13 protein-coding genes are annotated in these 17,032 nt (G+C 72.1%); 4 read left to right on the top strand and 9 right to left on the bottom strand.

The annotated features are described in order from the left end of the window. Positions 1-11 precede the first annotated feature (11 nt). Positions 12-2,243: an AAA family ATPase gene (locus tag AB0E02_RS29505; protein WP_362144618.1), complete on the top strand. Its 2,232-nt coding sequence runs from the start codon at positions 12-14 to the stop codon at positions 2,241-2,243. Positions 2,244-2,270: 27 nt separating this feature from the next. Here AB0E02_RS29505 and rpsD read toward each other — a convergent pair whose 3' ends face one another. Then, entirely contained in the window at positions 2,271-2,882 is a 612-nt protein-coding gene (gene rpsD, locus AB0E02_RS29510) for a 30S ribosomal protein S4 (protein WP_030415331.1), read from the bottom strand. Positions 2,883-3,067: 185 nt separating this feature from the next. Here rpsD and AB0E02_RS29515 point away from each other — a divergent pair, with 185 nt between their 5' ends. Continuing rightward, positions 3,068-3,820 carry a DUF2470 domain-containing protein gene (locus AB0E02_RS29515; protein ID WP_362144621.1) on the top strand — a complete coding sequence of 251 codons (753 nt, stop codon included), beginning with the start codon at positions 3,068-3,070 and terminating at the stop codon, positions 3,818-3,820. Between the two features lie 40 nt (positions 3,821-3,860). Here AB0E02_RS29515 and AB0E02_RS29520 read toward each other — a convergent pair whose 3' ends face one another. The 4 genes from AB0E02_RS29520 to AB0E02_RS29535 all read right to left on the bottom strand — a co-directional run bounded on the left by AB0E02_RS29520 (position 3,861) and on the right by AB0E02_RS29535 (position 8,166). After that, positions 3,861-5,231 (bottom strand): replication-associated recombination protein A, encoded by a 1,371-nt coding sequence (locus AB0E02_RS29520; protein WP_362144624.1) that lies wholly within the window; start codon positions 5,229-5,231, stop codon positions 3,861-3,863. 98 nt (positions 5,232-5,329) lie between these two features. Next, entirely contained in the window at positions 5,330-5,971 is a 642-nt protein-coding gene (locus AB0E02_RS29525; protein WP_362144627.1) for a vitamin K epoxide reductase family protein, read from the bottom strand. Between the two features lie 206 nt (positions 5,972-6,177). Then, positions 6,178-7,440 (bottom strand): histidine--tRNA ligase, encoded by a 1,263-nt coding sequence (hisS, locus tag AB0E02_RS29530; protein ID WP_362144629.1) that lies wholly within the window; start codon positions 7,438-7,440, stop codon positions 6,178-6,180. Positions 7,441-7,452: 12 nt separating this feature from the next. Further along, positions 7,453-8,166 carry an MBL fold metallo-hydrolase gene (locus AB0E02_RS29535; RefSeq protein WP_362144632.1) on the bottom strand — a complete coding sequence of 238 codons (714 nt, stop codon included), beginning with the start codon at positions 8,164-8,166 and terminating at the stop codon, positions 7,453-7,455. 160 nt (positions 8,167-8,326) lie between these two features. Between AB0E02_RS29535 and AB0E02_RS29540 the strand changes: the two genes are divergently transcribed. After that, positions 8,327-9,154, top strand: a complete 828-nt coding sequence (locus AB0E02_RS29540) for a peptidylprolyl isomerase (RefSeq protein WP_362144635.1) — start codon at positions 8,327-8,329, stop codon at positions 9,152-9,154. A 215-nt stretch (positions 9,155-9,369) separates the two neighbouring features. Further along, positions 9,370-10,605 (top strand): DUF349 domain-containing protein, encoded by a 1,236-nt coding sequence (locus AB0E02_RS29545; RefSeq protein WP_362144638.1) that lies wholly within the window; start codon positions 9,370-9,372, stop codon positions 10,603-10,605. Positions 10,606-10,677: 72 nt separating this feature from the next. Here the strand turns inward: AB0E02_RS29545 and AB0E02_RS29550 are convergent, their stop codons facing one another. From AB0E02_RS29550 to secD, 4 genes are all read right to left on the bottom strand, one after another. After that, positions 10,678-13,287: a bifunctional (p)ppGpp synthetase/guanosine-3',5'-bis(diphosphate) 3'-pyrophosphohydrolase gene (locus AB0E02_RS29550; RefSeq protein ID WP_362144641.1), complete on the bottom strand. Its 2,610-nt coding sequence runs from the start codon at positions 13,285-13,287 to the stop codon at positions 10,678-10,680. 172 nt (positions 13,288-13,459) lie between these two features. Next, entirely contained in the window at positions 13,460-14,008 is a 549-nt protein-coding gene (locus AB0E02_RS29555) for an adenine phosphoribosyltransferase (protein WP_362144643.1), read from the bottom strand. After that, a complete protein-coding gene (gene secF / locus AB0E02_RS29560; RefSeq protein WP_362144646.1) occupies positions 14,005-15,120 on the bottom strand; it encodes a protein translocase subunit SecF in 1,116 nt (371 codons plus the stop codon). Before secF ends, AB0E02_RS29555 begins: the two co-directional genes overlap by 4 nt. 1 nt (position 15,121) lies before the next feature. After that, positions 15,122-16,885, bottom strand: coding sequence for a protein translocase subunit SecD (secD, locus tag AB0E02_RS29565; RefSeq protein ID WP_362144649.1), 1,764 nt, complete (start codon positions 16,883-16,885; stop codon positions 15,122-15,124). Between the last annotated feature and the right edge of the window lie 147 nt (positions 16,886-17,032).

A 17,032-nucleotide genomic window follows, 5' to 3' on the forward strand; every position in this document is an offset into this window, starting at 1 on the left:
CTCCGTGTGCCATGCGACGCTTCACGGGCTCCGGGCCCGCTTCGGGTCCCTCCCCCGGCCGTCCGGATGGGCCCGGGAGACCGCCGGGCGGGCCGGGCGGGCCACCGGGTGCGCCGGGCAATCTCCCCGCGGAGCTGAACCGGTTCATCGGCCGCGACGACGAGCTGGCCGAGCTGGCCCGGCAGGTGGCATCGGCCCGGCTGGTGACCGTCACCGGGCTCGGCGGGGTCGGCAAGTCACGGCTGGTCCGCCATGGCGCGGCGATCTTGCAGGATCGCTTCTGCGACGGGGTGTGGCTGGTCGAACTGGCCTCGCTGAGCGAGCCGCACCTCCTGGACCACGCGGTCGCCGAGGCCCTGGCGGCGGCCGACCACAGCGGCCGACCGGTGCGCGCCACGCTCTGCGACCACCTCGCCGGCCGTGAGCTGCTGCTCGTCCTGGACGGCTATGAGCACCTGGTCGACGCCTGCGCCGGCCTGACCGCCGAACTGCTGCGCCGCGCGCCGGGGCTGCGGGTGCTGGCGGCCGGCCGGCGGCCGCTGGGGATCCCGGGCGAGCAGCTGATGCCGCTGGCGCCGATGCCCGGGGGCGATGCGGTGGCGCTGTTCGCCGACCGGGCCGCGGCCGTCGTTCCGGATTTCACCGTCGGGCCGGCCAACGAGGCCGCGGTCGGTGAGCTCTGTGACCGCCTGGACGGCATCCCGCTCGCGCTGGAGCTGGCCGCCGGGCGGCTGCGGGCGCTGTCGGTGGACCAGGTGCTGCTCCGGCTCGACGACCGGTTCCGGCTGCTGACCGGCCGGACGAGGGGCGCGCTGCCCCGCCACCGGACGCTGCGCTGCGCGATCGGCTGGAGCCATGAGCTGTGCACGCCCGGGGAGCGGCTGCTGTGGGCGCGGCTGTCGGTGTTCGCGGGGCAGTTCGACCTGGAGGCGGCGGAGTACGTCTGCTCGGGACCGGAGTTGCCGGCCGACGAACTCCTGGACACGGTCGAGGAGTTGGTCGCCCAGTCGGTGCTGGTCCGCGAGGAGACCGCGGCCGGGGTGCGCTACCGGATGCTGGACACCGTACGGGCCTACGGCGCGGGCTGGCTGGCGGCGACGCGGGACGCCGAGCGGCTGCGGCGGCGGCACCGGGACTGGTACCTGGGGCTGGCGACGTGGTGCGAGCTGGACTGGTTCAGCTCGCGTCAGGCGGAGATCGCGGCCCGGATCGAGGCCGAGCTGCCCAATCTGCGGGTGGCGCTGGAGGAGAGCCTGCAGAGCACCACCGAGACGCATCTGGGCCAGTACCTGGCGGGCACGCTGTGGTTCTACTGGGTCGGCTGCGGGCGGCTGTCGGAGGGCCGGCACTGGCTGGACCGGGCGCTGGAGCTGGACGGCGGCCATGACGACGCCCGGCTGAAGGCGCTGTGGGTGGCCGGTTACGTGGCGGTGCTCCAGGGGGACACGGTCGGCGCGCTGGGGGCGCTGCAGGAGTGCAGCGAGGAGGCCGAGCGGACCGGGAACGCCACCGCGGCCGCCTATGCGCTGCACCGCACCGGCTGTCTGGCGCTGGTCTGCGACGACATGCCGCGGGCCGAGGAGCTGCTGCGCGGGGCGCTGGCGCGCTACCGGGAGATCGGCGAGCTCAACAGCAATGTGCTGATGGGGCAGGTCGAGCTGGCGATGGCGGTGGCCTTCCAGGGCGAGCTGGCGGACGCGGTGCGGCTGTGCGAGGACGTCCGGCAGGTGTGCGAGGACCACGGGGAGCGCTGGACGCTGGCGTACGCGCTGTTCGTGCTGGCCTTCGCGGCCTGGTCGCGCGGCGAGGGCGGGCGGGCCCGGGCGCTGCTGGAGGAGTGCCTGGCCATCGACCACACCTTCCACGACCTGCTGGGCGCGGTGCTGGCGATCGAGTTGCTGGCGCTGGTGACGGTGGGCGAGGGCGATGCGGCGGAGGCGGCGGTGCTGCAGGGCGCGGCGGGGCGGATCTGGCCGTCTGTGGGGCTGCCGCTGTTCGGCTCGCGCTATTTCAGCCGGCCGCACGCGCTGTGCGAGGACCGGGCCCGGCGGGAGCTGGGGGACGGGGACTACGAGCGCTGTCTGCGGGAGGGCGGCCGGCTCGACCTGGACGCGGCGGTGGCCCGGATCCTGCGGCCGGCCGGCCCGCTGCCGGTGCCGCGCCGGGCGGTGCGGATCGCGCCGCCGGCCACGCACCAGCCCGCCGCCTCCCCCTCCGCGAGCGGCGGGGAGACGGCGGGCTGAGGTGGTGCCGCGCCGCGCGGGGTGGCGTCAGCGGGCGTAGTACTCGACGACGAGCTGCTCGTCGCAGATCACCGGGATCTCCTTGCGGTTGGGGTCCCGGTCGAGGCGGAACGCCAGCGCCTGCAGGTTGACCTCCAGGTAGCGCGGGGTCTCGCCGTCGGGGGCGTAGCCGCCCTCGCGCGCGACCTGGAAGGGGTGCTTCTCGCGGCTGCGCTCGCGGACCATCACGACGTCGCCGGGGCGGACGCGGAAGGACGGCTTGTCGACCTTGCGGTCGTTGACCGCGATGTGGCCGTGCACGACCATCTGGCGGGCCTGGTAGATGGTGCGGGCGATGCCCGAACGCAGGACGAGCGCGTCCAGACGGCGCTCCAGCTCGACCACCAGGGCCTCGCCCGTCTTGCCCTCGGCCTTGCGGGCGCGGTCGTAGGCGCGCGCCATCTGGCGCTCGCTGATGTCGTACTGCGCGCGCAGACGCTGCTTCTCCAGCAGACGGACCTTGTAGTCACTGTTCTGCTTGCGGCCGCGGCCGTGCTCGCCGGGCGGGTAGGGGCGGGCCTCGAAGTACTTGACGGCCTTCGGAGTCAGCGCGATGCCGAGCGCGCGCGACTTCTTGACCTTGGGACGCGACTGGTTCACGTGGAACGTTCCTCCATGTAAGTTAGGTGAGGCTTACCTTAGCGCGAGGAGAACGCATGTTTCGACCTGGGATCCCCCTGCCCGGTGCTGGTCAGAGCACCGGGACGGGTCAGCCGCGTCCCAAGGAAGACGCCCGGCAGCCGACCGCCGCCGAACGCGTACGCACTCTCGTCGAATCCCATGGTATGGCGTCGCTGAGCGTCCCCGGAGTCGAGGATCCGGACGAGACCGGGCTCACCGCTCCGGTCTGCCGGACCGTGACGCCCGACGGAGACGTGCTGTTGCTGGTTCCCGGCGACTGTGTGGCGGCCCGGGCGGCCGCACACGCCCAGGACGACGACCTGACCGCCGTGATGGAGATCACGGATGTGGCACCGGTCTCGGTGCCCCACCGCATCCGCGCCCGGGCCTGGCTGGCCGGCTGGCTGACCCCCGTACGCAACGGTCAGCGCGCCGAGGCCGCGCTGCTGCTCGCCGAGCGGCACCCGGTCGGCGAACTCCTCGGACTCGGCGAGGCGCTGCACCCGGAGCCGGCCCCGGGGCTCTACGGGCGGACCGCCTGGATGATGCTGCGCCTGGAGGTCGGCGAGGGGGCGGTGGACGATCTCTGGGGCGCCGGGCCCGTCGAGCCGGACGACTTCGCGGCCGCCGCGCCCGATCCGCTGGTCGCCCACGAGGCGGAACTGCTGCAGCACCTGGCCGCGGCGCACGGCGAGCAGATCCGCGGGCTGTGCACGCTGCTGGGCGAGCGCGGCCGGGTCTGCGGGGCGCGCGAGAAGGCCGTACCGGTGGCCCTGGACCGCTTCGGGCTGCGGGTCCGCTTCACCGACCCCGCGCAGCGCTCCTTCGACGCCCGCTTCGACTTCCCCGAGCCGGTACGGGACGTGGCCGAGCTGCGGCGGGCGATGCACACGCTCTTCGACGCCGCGGACCAATAGGCCGCACCCGCCTGCCAGTTGGGCCGGTGCCGCCCGCCGTCTACTCGGCGGCCGGCTCCCCGGCGGCGCCGCGCAGCCGGGCCCGGACCCGGTCCGCCACATCGGCGTAACGGGCCTCGGCGCCATGGCGGGTGGGCTCGTAGTAGCGCTTGCCGTGCACCTCGTCGGGGGCGTACTGCTGGGCCGCGATGCCGCCGGGCAGGTCGTGCGGGTACTGGTAGCCATGGCCGTGGCCGAGCTTCTGGGCGCCCTTGTAGTGGCTGTCGCGCAGATGGAGCGGCACCGCGCCGGCCTTGCCGGCCCGGACGTCCGCCAGCGCGGCGTCGACGGCCAGATAGGCGGCGTTCGACTTCGGCGCCAGGGCGAGGGCGATGGTGGCCTGGCTCAGCGTGATCCGGGCCTCCGGGAAACCGATCAGCGCCACGGCCTGGGCGGCGGCGACCGCGGTCTGCAGCGCCGTCGGATCGGCCAGGCCGATGTCCTCGCTCGCCGAGATCATCAGCCGCCGGGCGATGAACCGCGGGTCCTCCCCCGCCTCGATCATCCGCGCGAGGTAGTGCAGCGCGGCATCGACGTCCGAACCGCGGATCGACTTGATCAGGGCGCTGGCGACGTCGTAGTGCTGGTCGCCGGAGCGGTCGTACTTCACCGCCGCGCGGTCGACGGACTCCTCCAGCGTCGTCAGGGCGATCTCCTTCTCGCCCTTGGCCAGCGCGGCTCCGGCGCCCGCCTCCAGGGCGGTCAGCGCACGCCGGGCGTCGCCGCCCGCGATGCGCAGCAGATGCGCCTCGGTGTCCTCGGGGAGCGTGACGGCCCCGGCCAGCCCGCGGGCGTCGGTCAGCGCCCGCCGCAGCAGTGCGCGCAGATCGTCGTCCGTGAGCGGTTCGAGGGTCAGCAGCAGCGAACGGGAGAGCAGCGGGGAGATCACCGAGAAGTACGGGTTCTCGGTCGTCGCGGCGATCAGGGTGACCCAGCGGTTCTCCACCGCGGGCAGCAGGGAGTCCTGCTGGGCCTTGCTGAAGCGGTGGATCTCGTCGAGGAAGAGCACCGTCTCCTTGCCGTACCCCCCGGAGGCGCGGCGGGCGCCGTCGATCACCGCGCGGACCTCCTTGACCCCGGCGGTGATCGCGGAGAGCTCCACGAAGCGCTTGTTCGTCGCCTGGCTGACGACGTACGCCAGGGTCGTCTTGCCGGTGCCGGGCGGGCCCCACAGGAACACCGAGGACGGCCCGGCCGGCCCTCCGCTGCCCTCCCCCACCAGCCGGCGCAGCGGCGAGCCGGGCTTGAGCAGATGCTGCTGGCCCACGACTTCGTCGAGGGTGCGCGGACGCATCCGCACGGCGAGCGGAGACCCCGCGGGGTCCTTCTCCTGGCGGTCTTCGGCGGCGGCGGTGAACAGGTCGGGCTCCACGCTCACGAGCCTATGCCACCCCACTGACAACGCCCCGGCGACCGTCGGGGACGGACCGGGGCGCAGCCGGCCTCCCGGCCGAGCGGGAGGGCGGTTCGCTACAGCAGGCTGCTCCAGAACGACCACCAGCGGGTCAGGATCAGCAGCGCGATCACGCCGTACCAGAGGACCGGCACGACCCAGTGGAACTCCACGACCGCGTTCCGCACGCCGGCGGGGGCCGGGATGACGCCGTGCTTGATGTTGTGCGCGGTGGTGTACCAGAACATCAGGATCGTCACGCACCAGGTCAGCGTGCACCACAGGCACAGCGCGTTGATGCTGTACAGCGACTGGCTCATCAGCCACATGCAGAAGACCGCGGCGAGCCCGGTGCCGATGTTCAGGCCGATCCAGTACCAGCGGCGGAAGCGGGCACCGGCCAGGACGGCCATGCCGATCGCCACGACCACGCCGAAGCCGACGAGCCCGGCCATCGGGTTGGGGAACCCGAAGACCGCCGCCTGCTTGCTCTGCATGACGCTGCCGCAGGAGATGATCGGGTTGAGGCTGCAGGCCGGCTTGAAGTTCGGGTCCTTCAGCAGCTCGAACTTGTCCAGGGTGATGACCCAGGCGGCCAGCAGGCCCAGCGCGCCGGTGATCACCAGCAGCAGCCCGAGGCCGCGGCCCGCGCCCAGGGTGCGCGCGCCACTGGCGTGGTCGTCGTCGATGGACACGTCGTCAACCGCTGTCGTCGTCATATCGCCGTTCCGTCGATGCCTTGGGAGTGGGGCTGGGGCTGCGGCAGGCGGGCCCGCGGCCGCGTCCCTCATTGTGCCCCAACCCCACCACAACGGGCCGTTCGCTGCGCATAAAGCGGATGAACCCCCGGTGCGGGGTGTTGACGCGAGGGGCCCGGACGGTCGCGCCGCCCGGGCCCCTGGCCATGTCGTCGTCCGGCCGTACCTCAGCCCAGCCGGCGCCGGACCTCCTCGGTCACGGTGGCCACCGCGACCGGCGTCTGCTCGCCGCTCTCCAGGTCCTTCAGCTGCACGACGCCCTCGGCCAGATCGCGGTCGCCGGCGACCAGCGCCAGCCGCGCACCGGAGCGGTTGGCGGACTTCATGGCGTTCTTCAGGCCCTTGCCGCCGTAGGCGAAGTCGGTGGCGACGCCGGCCCGGCGCAGCTCGGTGACCGCGCCGAACAGCACCCGGCGGGCCTCGTCGCCGAGCGGGACGGCGTAGACCGCGGTGGCCGCCGGGATGTCGAGCGTGACGCCCTCCGCCTCCAGGGCCAGCACCGTGCGGTCCACGCCCAGCGCCCAGCCGACGGACGGCAGCGCCGGGCCGCCGATCATCTCCGACAGGCCGTCGTAGCGGCCGCCGCCGCCGACCGCGGACTGCGAACCGAGGCCGTCGTGGACGAACTCGAAGGTGGTGCGGGTGTAGTAGTCCAGGCCGCGCACCAGCTTCTCGTCGTCCTCGAAGGCCACGCCCGCCGCGGTCAGCAGCTCGCGCACCTGCTCGTGGTAGGCCTTGCACGCCTCGCAGAGGTAGTCGCGCAGCATCGGCGCACCGGTCAGCTGCTTCTGGACCGCGTCCCGCTTGTCGTCCAGGACCCGCAGCGGGTTGATGTCGACCCGGCGCCGGGTGTCCTCGTCCAGCTCCAGGCCGCGCAGGAAGTCCTGCAGCGCGGCGCGGTAGACGGGGCGGCACTCCTGGTCGCCCAGCGAGTTGAGCAGGATGCGGAAGTTGCGCAGGCCCAGCGAGCGGTACGCCTGGTCGGCCAGGATGATCAGCTCGGCGTCCAGCGCCGGGTCCTCGGCACCGATCGCCTCGGCACCGACCTGGGAGAAGTGGCGGTAACGGCCCTTCTGCGGACGCTCGTAGCGGTAGTACGAGCCGGAGTACCAGAGCTTGACCGGGAGGTTGCCGGCCTTGTGGAGGTTGGCCTCCAGTGCGGCGCGCAGCACGGAGGCGGTGCCCTCGGGGCGCAGCGCGATCCGGTCGCCGCCCTTGGTCTCGAAGGCGTACATCTCCTTGGTCACGATGTCGGTGGACTCACCGACGCCGCGCGCGAACAGCTCGACGTTCTCGAAACCGGGCGTCTCGATGTAGCCGTAGCCGGAGTTCTTCAGCGGCGCGGCGATCGCCTCGCGCACCGCGAGATAGGTGGCGGACTGCGGCGGGATCAGGTCGTAGGTGCCCTTGGGGGCCTTGAAGGTGCTCACGGAAAGCTCTCGTCACATTCCTCGTCGTGGAGCGGCGCGGACGCCGTCTCCGAGGCCGGCGGCCACCTCGCGAAGGAAGGGGTTGGTGGCGCGCTCGCGGCCGATGGTGGTCTGGGGGCCGTGACCGGACAGTACGACGGTCGAGTCGTCCAGCGGCAGGCACACGCGTGCCAGCGACTTCAGGATCTCGGCGTGGTCGCCGCCCGGCAGGTCGGTGCGTCCGATGGAGCCGGCGAACAGCAGGTCGCCCGAGAAGAAGACCGGCGGAACGTCCGCCTGCTCGGGCATCCCGAACGTCACCGACCCCTTGGTATGGCCCGGTGCGTGCGCGACCGAGAACTCCATGCCGGCGAGTCCCAGGACGGCACCGTCGCTCAGCTCCTTGACGTCGTCGGGCTCCCCCACCGTGAGGTCGCCCATGAGCTGCTGGCCGACGGAGAGGCCCAGGGCCTTCTCCGGCTCGGTCATCATGTAGCGGTCCTCGGGGTGGATCCAGGCCGGGACGTCGTGCGCGCCGCACACCGGGACGACCGACGCGACATGGTCGATGTGGCCGTGGGTGAGGACGACCGCGACGGGCTTGAGCCGATGCTTCCTGACCGCGTCCTCGACTCCCTGGGCGGCCTGGTGGCCCGGGTCGATGATGACGCACTCCTCGCCTGCGGCGGGGGCGACCAAGTAGCAGTTGGTGCCCCAGGCCCCGGCGGGGAACCCGGCAATCAGCACGTTCGTCCTTAAGGATCGGTGTGGCGGGCGGCCGCGGGGCCGCTCCCGGACATCTCGGCAGCTCCAGAGCCTACCGGCGGGACTCCCGACAGGGCGAACCCGTATACGGTACGGCGACGGCGCACCTCAGCGATCGGTGATCGGACAAGGAGACGAGTCGGTGGTCAGCAAGGATCAGCGGCGGCGGCAGCTCGCCCGGGAGAAGTACGCGCGCCAGCAGCAGCGGCGGACCGCCGCCCAGCACAGGGCCAGGCGCCGCAACGCCGTCATCGCCGGCGCGGTGGCCGTCGCACTGGCCGCCGGCGGGGCCGTCTACGCCTCCACCGCGCTGATCGGCGGCGACGACCGCACGTCCGACGCGGCCGCGGGCAGCCACCGGCCGGACGACCCCTGCCGCACCCCCGCGAAGGGCTCGCCGTCCCGGCAGACCTGGAAGAAGGAGCCGACGATGTCGGTCGACACCTCGGCCTCCTACGCCGTGAAGCTGGCGACGACCTGCGGCACGATCGGCCTGAAGCTGGACGCCGGCAAGGCGCCGCACACCGTCAACTCCTTCGCGTTCCTGGCCCGTCAGGGCTTCTTCGACCACAGCCGCTGCCACCGCCTGGTGGACCAGGGCATCCACGTCCTGCAGTGCGGCGACCCGACGGCCACCGGCAGCGGCTCCCCCGGCTACACGATCCCGGACGAGAACCTCAAGGACCCGCGGCTCAAGGGCGGCGTCTATCCGGCGGGCACGGTCGCGATGGCCAACAGCTACGACGGCAGGAACCCCAAGACCCGCAACTCCGGCGGCAGCCAGTTCTTCCTCGTCTACCAGGACAGCAAGCTGCCCGCCAACTACACCCCGTTCGGCACCATCACCGGTGGTATGGACGTCCTGCGCAAGATCGCCGCCGCCGGGGCGACGGAACCCGATCCGCAGACCGGCAACACCGCCCCGCACGCCACCGTCGTGATCGACCGGGCGACCGTCACGAAGTCCTGACCGGCCGCCGGGCGGAATTTCGGTCGTGCTGGATGCGGACAGCCGACCGCCCGTCGCCTAGATTGGCGTGTGGGTAGGGTGCCTGGTCCGACGGCTTCCACCCTCACCCGCAAAACCACCCGTCGGACGGTCAGGGCGCGGCCCTGCCGGACAGAAACTGTGGACGATGCCGGGGGGCCGTACGCCCTTCGCCGGCATCATGTGGAGGAGGCGCTGTGAGCAGCGACCCGTGGGGCCGCGTCGATGAGACGGGGACCGTGTACGTGCGTACCGCCGACGGCGAGCAGGTCGTCGGATCGTGGCAGGCGGGCAGCCCCGAGGAGGCCCTTGCCTACTTCGAGCGCAAGTATGACGGCCTGGTCGTCGAGATCGACCTCCTCGAACGCCGGGTCCGGACCACCGACCTGTCGGCCAAGGACGCGATGACCGCGATCGACCATCTGCGCCAGCAGGTCGACGAGCACCACGCGGTGGGCGATCTGGACGCGCTCCGGAAGCGGCTGGACAAGCTGGTGGAGGTCGTCGAGTCCCGTCGCGAGGAGCGCAAGGCGCAGAAGGCGCGGCAGAGCGATGAGGCCCGGCAGGCCAAGGAGAAGCTGGTCGCCGAGGCCGAGGAGCTGGCGGCCAGTGAGCAGTGGCGGGCGGCCGGCGAGCGGCTGCGGGCGCTGGTCGACATCTGGAAGGGCCTGCCGCGGCTGGACCGCAAGGCGGACGACGAGCTGTGGCACCGCTTCTCGCACGCCCGCTCGGCCTTCTCCAAGCGGCGCAAGGCGCACTTCGCGTCGCTGGACGCGCAGCGCGAGGAGTCCCGCAAGGCCAAGGAGAAGCTGGTCGCCGAGGCGGAGTCGCTGTCCAACTCGACGGACTGGGGGACGACGGCCGCCCGCTACCGCGAGCTGATGCAGGAGTGGAAGGCCGCCGGCCGCGCCCAGCGCGAGCACGAGGACGACCTGTGGAACCGCTTCCGCGGCGCCCAGGACGTCTTCTTCCAGGCCCGCGGTGAGGTCTTCGCGGAGCGCGACGCCGAGCAGCGGGAGAACCTGACCCGCAAGGAGGAGCTGGCCGTCGAGGCCGAGAAGCTGCTCCCGGTCTCGGACCTGAAGGCCGCGCGGTCCGCGTTCCGGTCGATCAACGAGCGGTGGGAGGCCATCGGCCACGTCCCGCGGGACGCCCGCCCCAAGATCGAGGGCCGGATGCACGCCGTCGAGCGCGCCATCCAGGAGGCCGAGGAGGCCGAGTGGCGGCGGACGAACCCTGAGGCGCGGGCCCGCGCCGCGGGGCTGACCGGCCAGCTCCAGGACGCCGTCGACAAGCTGCAGAAGCAGATCGACGCGGCCCGGGCGGCCGGCAACGACGCCAAGGCCGACAAGCTCGGCCGCGAGCTGGAGGGCCGCAAGGCGCTGCTGGACCAGGCGCTCAAGGGCCTGGAGGAGTTCGGCGGCCAGCAGTAGTTGTGCGTAGGAGAAGGGCCCCGGTACCGAGGTACCGGGGCCCTTCTGTTGCCCTTTCCGGTGTTCGCGGCGTTACGGCCGCCGCGCCGAGGTCACGCGGTAGACGTCGTACACGCCCTCCACGCCCCGTACGGCCTTCAGGACGTGCCCGAGGTGCTTGGGGTCGCCCATCTCGAAGGTGAAACGGGAGGTGGCGACCCGGTCGCGGGAGGTCTGGACGGCCGCCGAGAGGATGTTGACGTGCTGGTCGGACAGGACCCGGGTGACGTCCGACAGCAGCCGGGAGCGGTCCAACGCCTCGACCTGGATGGCGACCAGGAAGACCGAGGACTGGGTGGGCGCCCACTCGACGTCCAGGATCCGTTCCGGCTGCCGGGAGAGCGAGTCGACGTTGAGGCAGTCGGCGCGGTGCACCGAGACGCCGCTGCCGCGGGTGACGAAGCCGATGATGGGGTCGCCCGGCACCGGTGTGCAGCAGCGGGCCAGCTTGACCCACACGTCGTCGACGCCCTTCACGACCACGCCCGGGTCGGCGCTGGAGCGGCGCTTGGACCGCGGCCGGATCGGGGTGGACTCGGCGATGTCCTCGGTGGCCTCGTCCTGCCCGCCGAGCGCCTGCACCAGCTTCTGGACGACGCCCTGCGCGGCGACGTGGCCCTCGCCGATCGCGGCGTAGAGCGAGGAGATGTCGGGGTAGCGCATCTCGTGCGCGAGGGTCACCAGGGAATCGCCGGTCAGGATCCGCTGGATCGGCAGGTTCTGCTTGCGCATCGCGCGCGCGATGGCGTCCTTGCCCTGCTCGATGGCCTCGTCGCGGCGCTCCTTGGAGAACCAGCCGCGGATCTTGTTGCGGGCGCGCGGGGACTTGACGAAGCCCAGCCAGTCGCGGGACGGGCCGGCACCGGCCGCCTTGGAGGTGAAGACCTCCACCAGGTCACCGTTGTCCAGGGTCGATTCGAGCGGGACCAGCCGGCCGTTGACCCGGGCGCCTATCGTGCGGTGGCCGACCTCGGTGTGCACCGCGTACGCGAAGTCGACGGGCGTGGCACCGGCCGGCAGCGCTATCACGTCGCCCTTGGGGGTGAAGACGAAGACCTCGTTGCGGGACAGGTCGAAGCGCAGCGACTCCAGGAACTCGCCGGGGTCCTCGGTCTCCTTCTGCCAGTCGAGCAGCTGCCGCAGCCAGGCCATGTCGTTGACGGTTTCCTGGCCCTTGCCGGCGTTCTTCGGCACGTCCGTGCGGACCTTGGACGCGCCGGCCACCGCCTCCTGCTTGTACTTCCAGTGGGCGGCGATGCCGTACTCGGCGCGGCGGTGCATGTCGAACGTGCGGATCTGCAGCTCGACGGGCTTGCCGCTGGGGCCGATCACGGTCGTGTGCAGCGACTGGTACATGTTGAACTTCGGCATCGCGATGTAGTCCTTGAACCGGCCGGGGACCGGGTTCCACCGCGCGTGGATGGTGCCGAGGGCGGCGTAGCAGTCGCGGACGGTGTCGACGAGGACGCGGATGCCCACCAGGTCGTAGATCTCGGCGAAGTCGCGGCCGCGCACGATCATCTTCTGGTAGACGCTGTAGTAGTGCTTGGGGCGGCCGGTGACGGTGGCCTTGATGCGGGCGGCGCGCAGATCGGCCTGGACCTCGTCGGTCACTATCGCGAGGTACTCGTCCCGCTTGGGCGCCCGCTCGGCGACCAGCCGCACGATCTCGTCGTACATCTTGGGATAGAGGATCGCGAAGGCGAGGTCCTCCAGCTCCCACTTGATGGTGTTCATGCCCAGGCGGTGGGCGAGCGGAGCGTAGATCTCCAGCGTCTCGCGGGCCTTCTTCTCCTGCTTCTCCCGCTTGAGGTAGCGCATGGTGCGCATGTTGTGCAGCCGGTCGGCGAGCTTGATGACCAGGACGCGCGGGTCCTTGGCCATGGCGACGACCATCTTGCGGACCGTCTCGGCCTGGGCGGCCTCGCCGAACTTGACCCGGTCGAGCTTGGTGACGCCGTCGACCAGCAGCGCGACCTGGTCGCCGAAGTCGCTCCGCAGCTGCTCCAGGCCGTACTCGGTGTCCTCGACGGTGTCGTGCAGCAGACCGGCCATCAGCGTCGCCGGGTCCATGCCGAGCTCGGCGAGGATCGTGGTGACGGCGAGCGGGTGGGTGATGTACGGATCGCCGCTCTTGCGCTTCTGGCCGCGGTGCCAGCGCTCGGCGACCTGGTAGGCCCGCTCGACCTGGCGCAGCGTCGCGGTCTCGATCTTGGGGTCGTTGCCGCGGACGGCCCGCAGCAGCGGTTCGAGCACCGGGTTGTACGGGCTGGAGCGCTGCACGCCGAGGCGGGCCAGGCGGGCCCGTACGCGGTTCGGGGAGCCGGAGCGGCCCGCCGGGGTGGCCGGCAGCGGCTTGGCGGCGGCGGGCTGGTCGGCCTTGGCCGGGGGCTTGGGGGCGCGGGCCGGTGCGGCGGCGGGGCGGGGCGAGGCGGCGGCGGGCCCCGGCTTGGGCGCGGGGTGGGGCCGGTCGGCGGGGGCCGTCGTCCCGGACCCGCCGGTGCCCTCGGGGGTCGCGCCGTGCCGCTCGGGCCGGGGCGCGTCCGGGGAAGCCCCGGTCGCGGGCTTCGGCTCGTCCGGGCGCGCGGCATGGGATCCCGCCGGACGCAGTCCGGGGGAGAGCGGCTGGGCCTCGTCTGGCAAGAGCACTCCTCAAGCGGTTCCGGACCCCAGGCCCTCGAACAGGCCGGGGTGCCATGGTATCGAGCCCGGGGCCGCAACCGCCGCGCGGCCATGAGTACGTACATGACACAGCAGCAGGGGCACCCGGATTGTTCCGGATGCCCCTGCTTGTCCAGCGTGTGAGGTGGCCTGGTCAGACCGTGATCAGCGCCTCCAGCGGGGCGCCCTGCAGGCCCGGCTCCAGGCGCCGGCGGCCGGCGAGGAAGCCGAGCTCCATCAGCACCGCGACGCCGGCGACCTCGGCGCCGGCCCGGCGGATCAGCTGCAGCGAGGCGTCGGCGGTGCCGCCGGTGGCCAGCACGTCGTCGATCACCAGCACCCGCTCCCCCGGCGTCAGCGCATCGGCGTGCATCTCGATCTCGGCGGAGCCGTACTCCAGCTCGTAGGACTGCCCGAGCGTCGCGCCGGGCAGCTTGCCGGCCTTGCGGACGGGTACGAAGCCGAGGCCGGCCCGGACCGCGACGGGGGCGGCGAGTATGAACCCGCGCGCCTCCAGGCCCACGACCTTGTCCGCGCCGTGCTGCGCGCACAGCCCGGCGAGGGCGTCGGTGAGCGCGCCGAACGCCGCCGGATCGGCCAGCAGCGGGGTGATGTCCTTGAACATCACGCCCGGCTTGGGATGGTCCGGCACGTCCGCGATCTTGCTGAGCAGCAGCTCCCGCAGGGCTGCGGGCGCGCTCATCGGCGCTTGCCCGACGGGCGGCCGCGTCCGCGGTTGCGGGCGGCGGGCTGGTGGCGGGGGCCGACGACCGCGGGGCCGTCCGTACCGTCCGCCGCGTCGTCGGACGCCTGCGGGCCCTCCTCCTGGCTCGCGGCCTTGGCGGCGGCCGCGGCGCGCTTGGCCTTGACCCGCTTGGCCAGCGCCTTGATCTCCGGCTCGCGGTTCTTGAGGTCGGTGACCAGCGGGGTCGCGATGAAGATCGAGGAGTACGCACCGGCCGCGAGACCGACGAACAGGGCCAGCGAGATGTCGTTGAGCATGCCCGCGCCCAGCAGACCGCCGCCGACGAACAGCAGACCGGCGACCGGGAGCAGCGCCACGACGGTGGTGTTGATGGACCGCACCAGCGTGCCGTTGATCGAGCGGTTGGCGATCTCGCTGTAGGTGAAGCGGGTCTGCTTGGTGAGGTCCTTGGAGGCTTCCTTGAGGCTGTCGAAGACGACGACCGTGTCGTACAGCGAGTAGCCGAGGATGGTCAGCAGACCGATGACCGTGCCCGGGGTGACCTCGAAGCCGACCAGGGCGTAGACGCCGACGGTGATCGTGAGGTCGTGGATCAGCGCGATCAGGGCGGCCAGCGCCATCCGCCACTCGAAGGCGATGGCCAGGTAGAGGACCACCAGGACCATGAAGATGCCCAGGCCCAGCCAGGCCTTGTTGGCGATCTCCTCGCCCCAACTCGGGCCGACCAGCTGGGTGTTGACGTCGTTGACCGGGACCTTCAGGTCCTTGGCGAGCTGCTCCTGGACCGGCACCGCCTGCTTGGTGTCCAGACCGCCGATCTGGATCCGCAGCGCACCGTCGCCGAGCTTCTGCACCACGGCCTGGTGGCCGCCGGACGCGGACTCGGCCCGGTCCTGCGCCTCCGCGGTCGACACCGAGGTCGCCGGGGTCGAGAAGACCGCGCCGCCCGAGAACTCGATGCCCATGTTCAGACCGCGCACCGCCAGGCCGACGATGGCCGTGATGGTGATGAGGATCGAGATGCCGTACCAGATCTTCCGCTTGCCGATGAAGTCGTAGCCGACCTCACCGCGGTAGAGCCGGGCGCCGATGCTTCCGAGCTTGGACATCTCACGCCTCCTTCGTCTGGGTGGGGGCGGTGCGACGACGGCGCAGCGGCGGCTTGGCGCCCAGGCGCTTGGGGTCGAGGCCGGACCAGGGGTGCCCGTCGGCGAAGAACTTCCGGCGGGCCAGCAGCGTCATCAGCGGCTTGGTGAAGAGGAAGACCACGACGACGTCGAGCACGGTGGTCAGGCCGAGCGTGAACGCGAAGCCCTGGACCTTGCCGACGGTGACCGCGAACAGCACCGCGGCGGCCAGGAACGACACGAAGTCGGAGACCAGGATCGTCCGGCGGGCCCGCGGCCAGCCGCGCTCGACGGCCGGACGCAGAGTGCGGCCCTCGCGGATCTCGTCCCGGATGCGTTCGAAGTAGACGATGAACGAGTCGGCGGTGATACCGATGGCGACGATGGCGCCACAGACCGCCGGGAGGTTCAGCGCGAACTGGATGGCCGGCCCGAGCAGCGTCATGATCGCGTACGTCAGGATCGCCGAGACGCAGAGGCTCGCCAGCGCGACCAGCGCCAGGCCCCGGTAGTAGGCGACGAGGTAGATCACGACCAGCCCCAGACCGATCGCGCCGGCGATCAGACCGGCGTGCAGCTGCTCACCGCCGAGCGCCGCGGTGACCGTGGTCTCGTCGACGATCTTGAAGGAGAGCGGCAGGGCACCGTAGGAGAGCATGTTGCCCAGGTCCTGCGCGGACTGCTGGGTGAAGCCGCCGGAGATGGTGGCGTTGCCGCCGTTGAGCCGCTCGCTGACCCGCGGGTCGGAGACCACCCGGCCGTCCAGGACGATCGCGAACTGGTTCTGCGGCTGCGCCTTGGTGGCGAGCTTGCCGGTGATGTCCGCGAACTTCTTGCCGCCGTCGGAGGTGAAGTCCATCTGGACGATCCAGCCCTGGCCCTGCTGGCTGTCGAAGACGGCCTTGGCGCCCTTGACGTCGGTGCCCTGGACGGCCACCGGGCCGAGCACGTACTTCTGCGTGCCCTCGGTGTTGCAGGCCACGACCGGGTCGGCGGGCTTGGCCGCGGCGGCCTGCTCACCGGCGGCGGCGCGGCCCTGCTTCGTCGAGCAGTCGAGTGCGTTCAGCTGCTTCTGGAGGGCCGGCGGGATCTGGTCGCCACCGGGCGCCGGGGGCGTCGGAGGCGTGGAGGGCTTGGCCGAGCCCGAGGGGGTGGGCTTGGCGGACGGCGCCTTCTTCAGGGAGTCCGTGACGGCGCGGCCCTGGGTCGAGGGCTTCGCGTCGGGCTTCGGCGAGGAGGAGGCGTGCTGCTGGGTGCCGCCGGCCTGCTGGCCGCCCTTGCCCTTGGCGTTCTTGCCGCTCTGCGACGGGCTGGGCTTCGGCTCGGGGGTCTTCGTGCCCACGGTGGTGGTCAGCACCGGGCGGAAGCCGAGCTGGGCGGTGGTGCCGACCTGCTGGCGGGCCTGCTTCGCGTTCGTCCCCCGGGGGATGTTCACGATGATGTGGTTGGTGCCCTGCGTCTGGACCTCGGTCTCGGAGACGCCCAGACCGTTGACCCGCCGGTCCATGATGTCGGCGGCGGTCTTCATGTTGGTCTCGTTGATCGCGTTGGGCCTGCCCGGCATGTTCTCGGCCTGGAGCGTGAAGCTCGTGCCGCCGGCCAGGTCGATGCCCAGCCGGGGCGCCTTGGTGCCGGAGTAGAACATGCCTCCGATCAGCCCCGCCATCGCGATCAGGACCAGGAGCAGGGTGCGGACCGGATGCCCCTGGCCCGCGGGCGCCCTGCGGCCCTTTTTCGGTGCTGCCACCTTCTCGATTCTCCCTGTCCAACCCCTCGGCCTGGGGTATCGGCCGAGCGGCCACGAAGTGTTGTGGGGACCTGCCCCCGCCGGAGCCTAGACCGTCCCGGAACCGCGGTGCACGCCTCGACGCGTGCTCCGCGGTTCCGTGGAAGG

The organism is Streptomyces sp. NPDC048196, assembly GCF_040652715.1.
In the GTDB taxonomy this organism is placed as follows: Bacteria; Actinomycetota; Actinomycetes; order Streptomycetales; family Streptomycetaceae; genus Streptomyces; species Streptomyces siderophoricus.

Excerpts from the sequence above, each read along its gene's own strand:
- AB0E02_RS29505 (WP_362144618.1), top strand. The coding sequence starts at position 12 with ATGCGACGCTTCACGGGCTCCGGGCCCGCTTCGGGTCCCTCCCCCGGC.
- AB0E02_RS29515 (WP_362144621.1), top strand. The coding sequence starts at position 3,068 with ATGGCGTCGCTGAGCGTCCCCGGAGTCGAGGATCCGGACGAGACCGGG.
- AB0E02_RS29525 (WP_362144627.1), bottom strand. The coding sequence starts at position 5,971 with ATGACGACGACAGCGGTTGACGACGTGTCCATCGACGACGACCACGCC.
- AB0E02_RS29555 (WP_362144643.1), bottom strand. The coding sequence starts at position 14,008 with ATGAGCGCGCCCGCAGCCCTGCGGGAGCTGCTGCTCAGCAAGATCGCG.
- secF (WP_362144646.1), bottom strand. The coding sequence starts at position 15,120 with ATGTCCAAGCTCGGAAGCATCGGCGCCCGGCTCTACCGCGGTGAGGTC.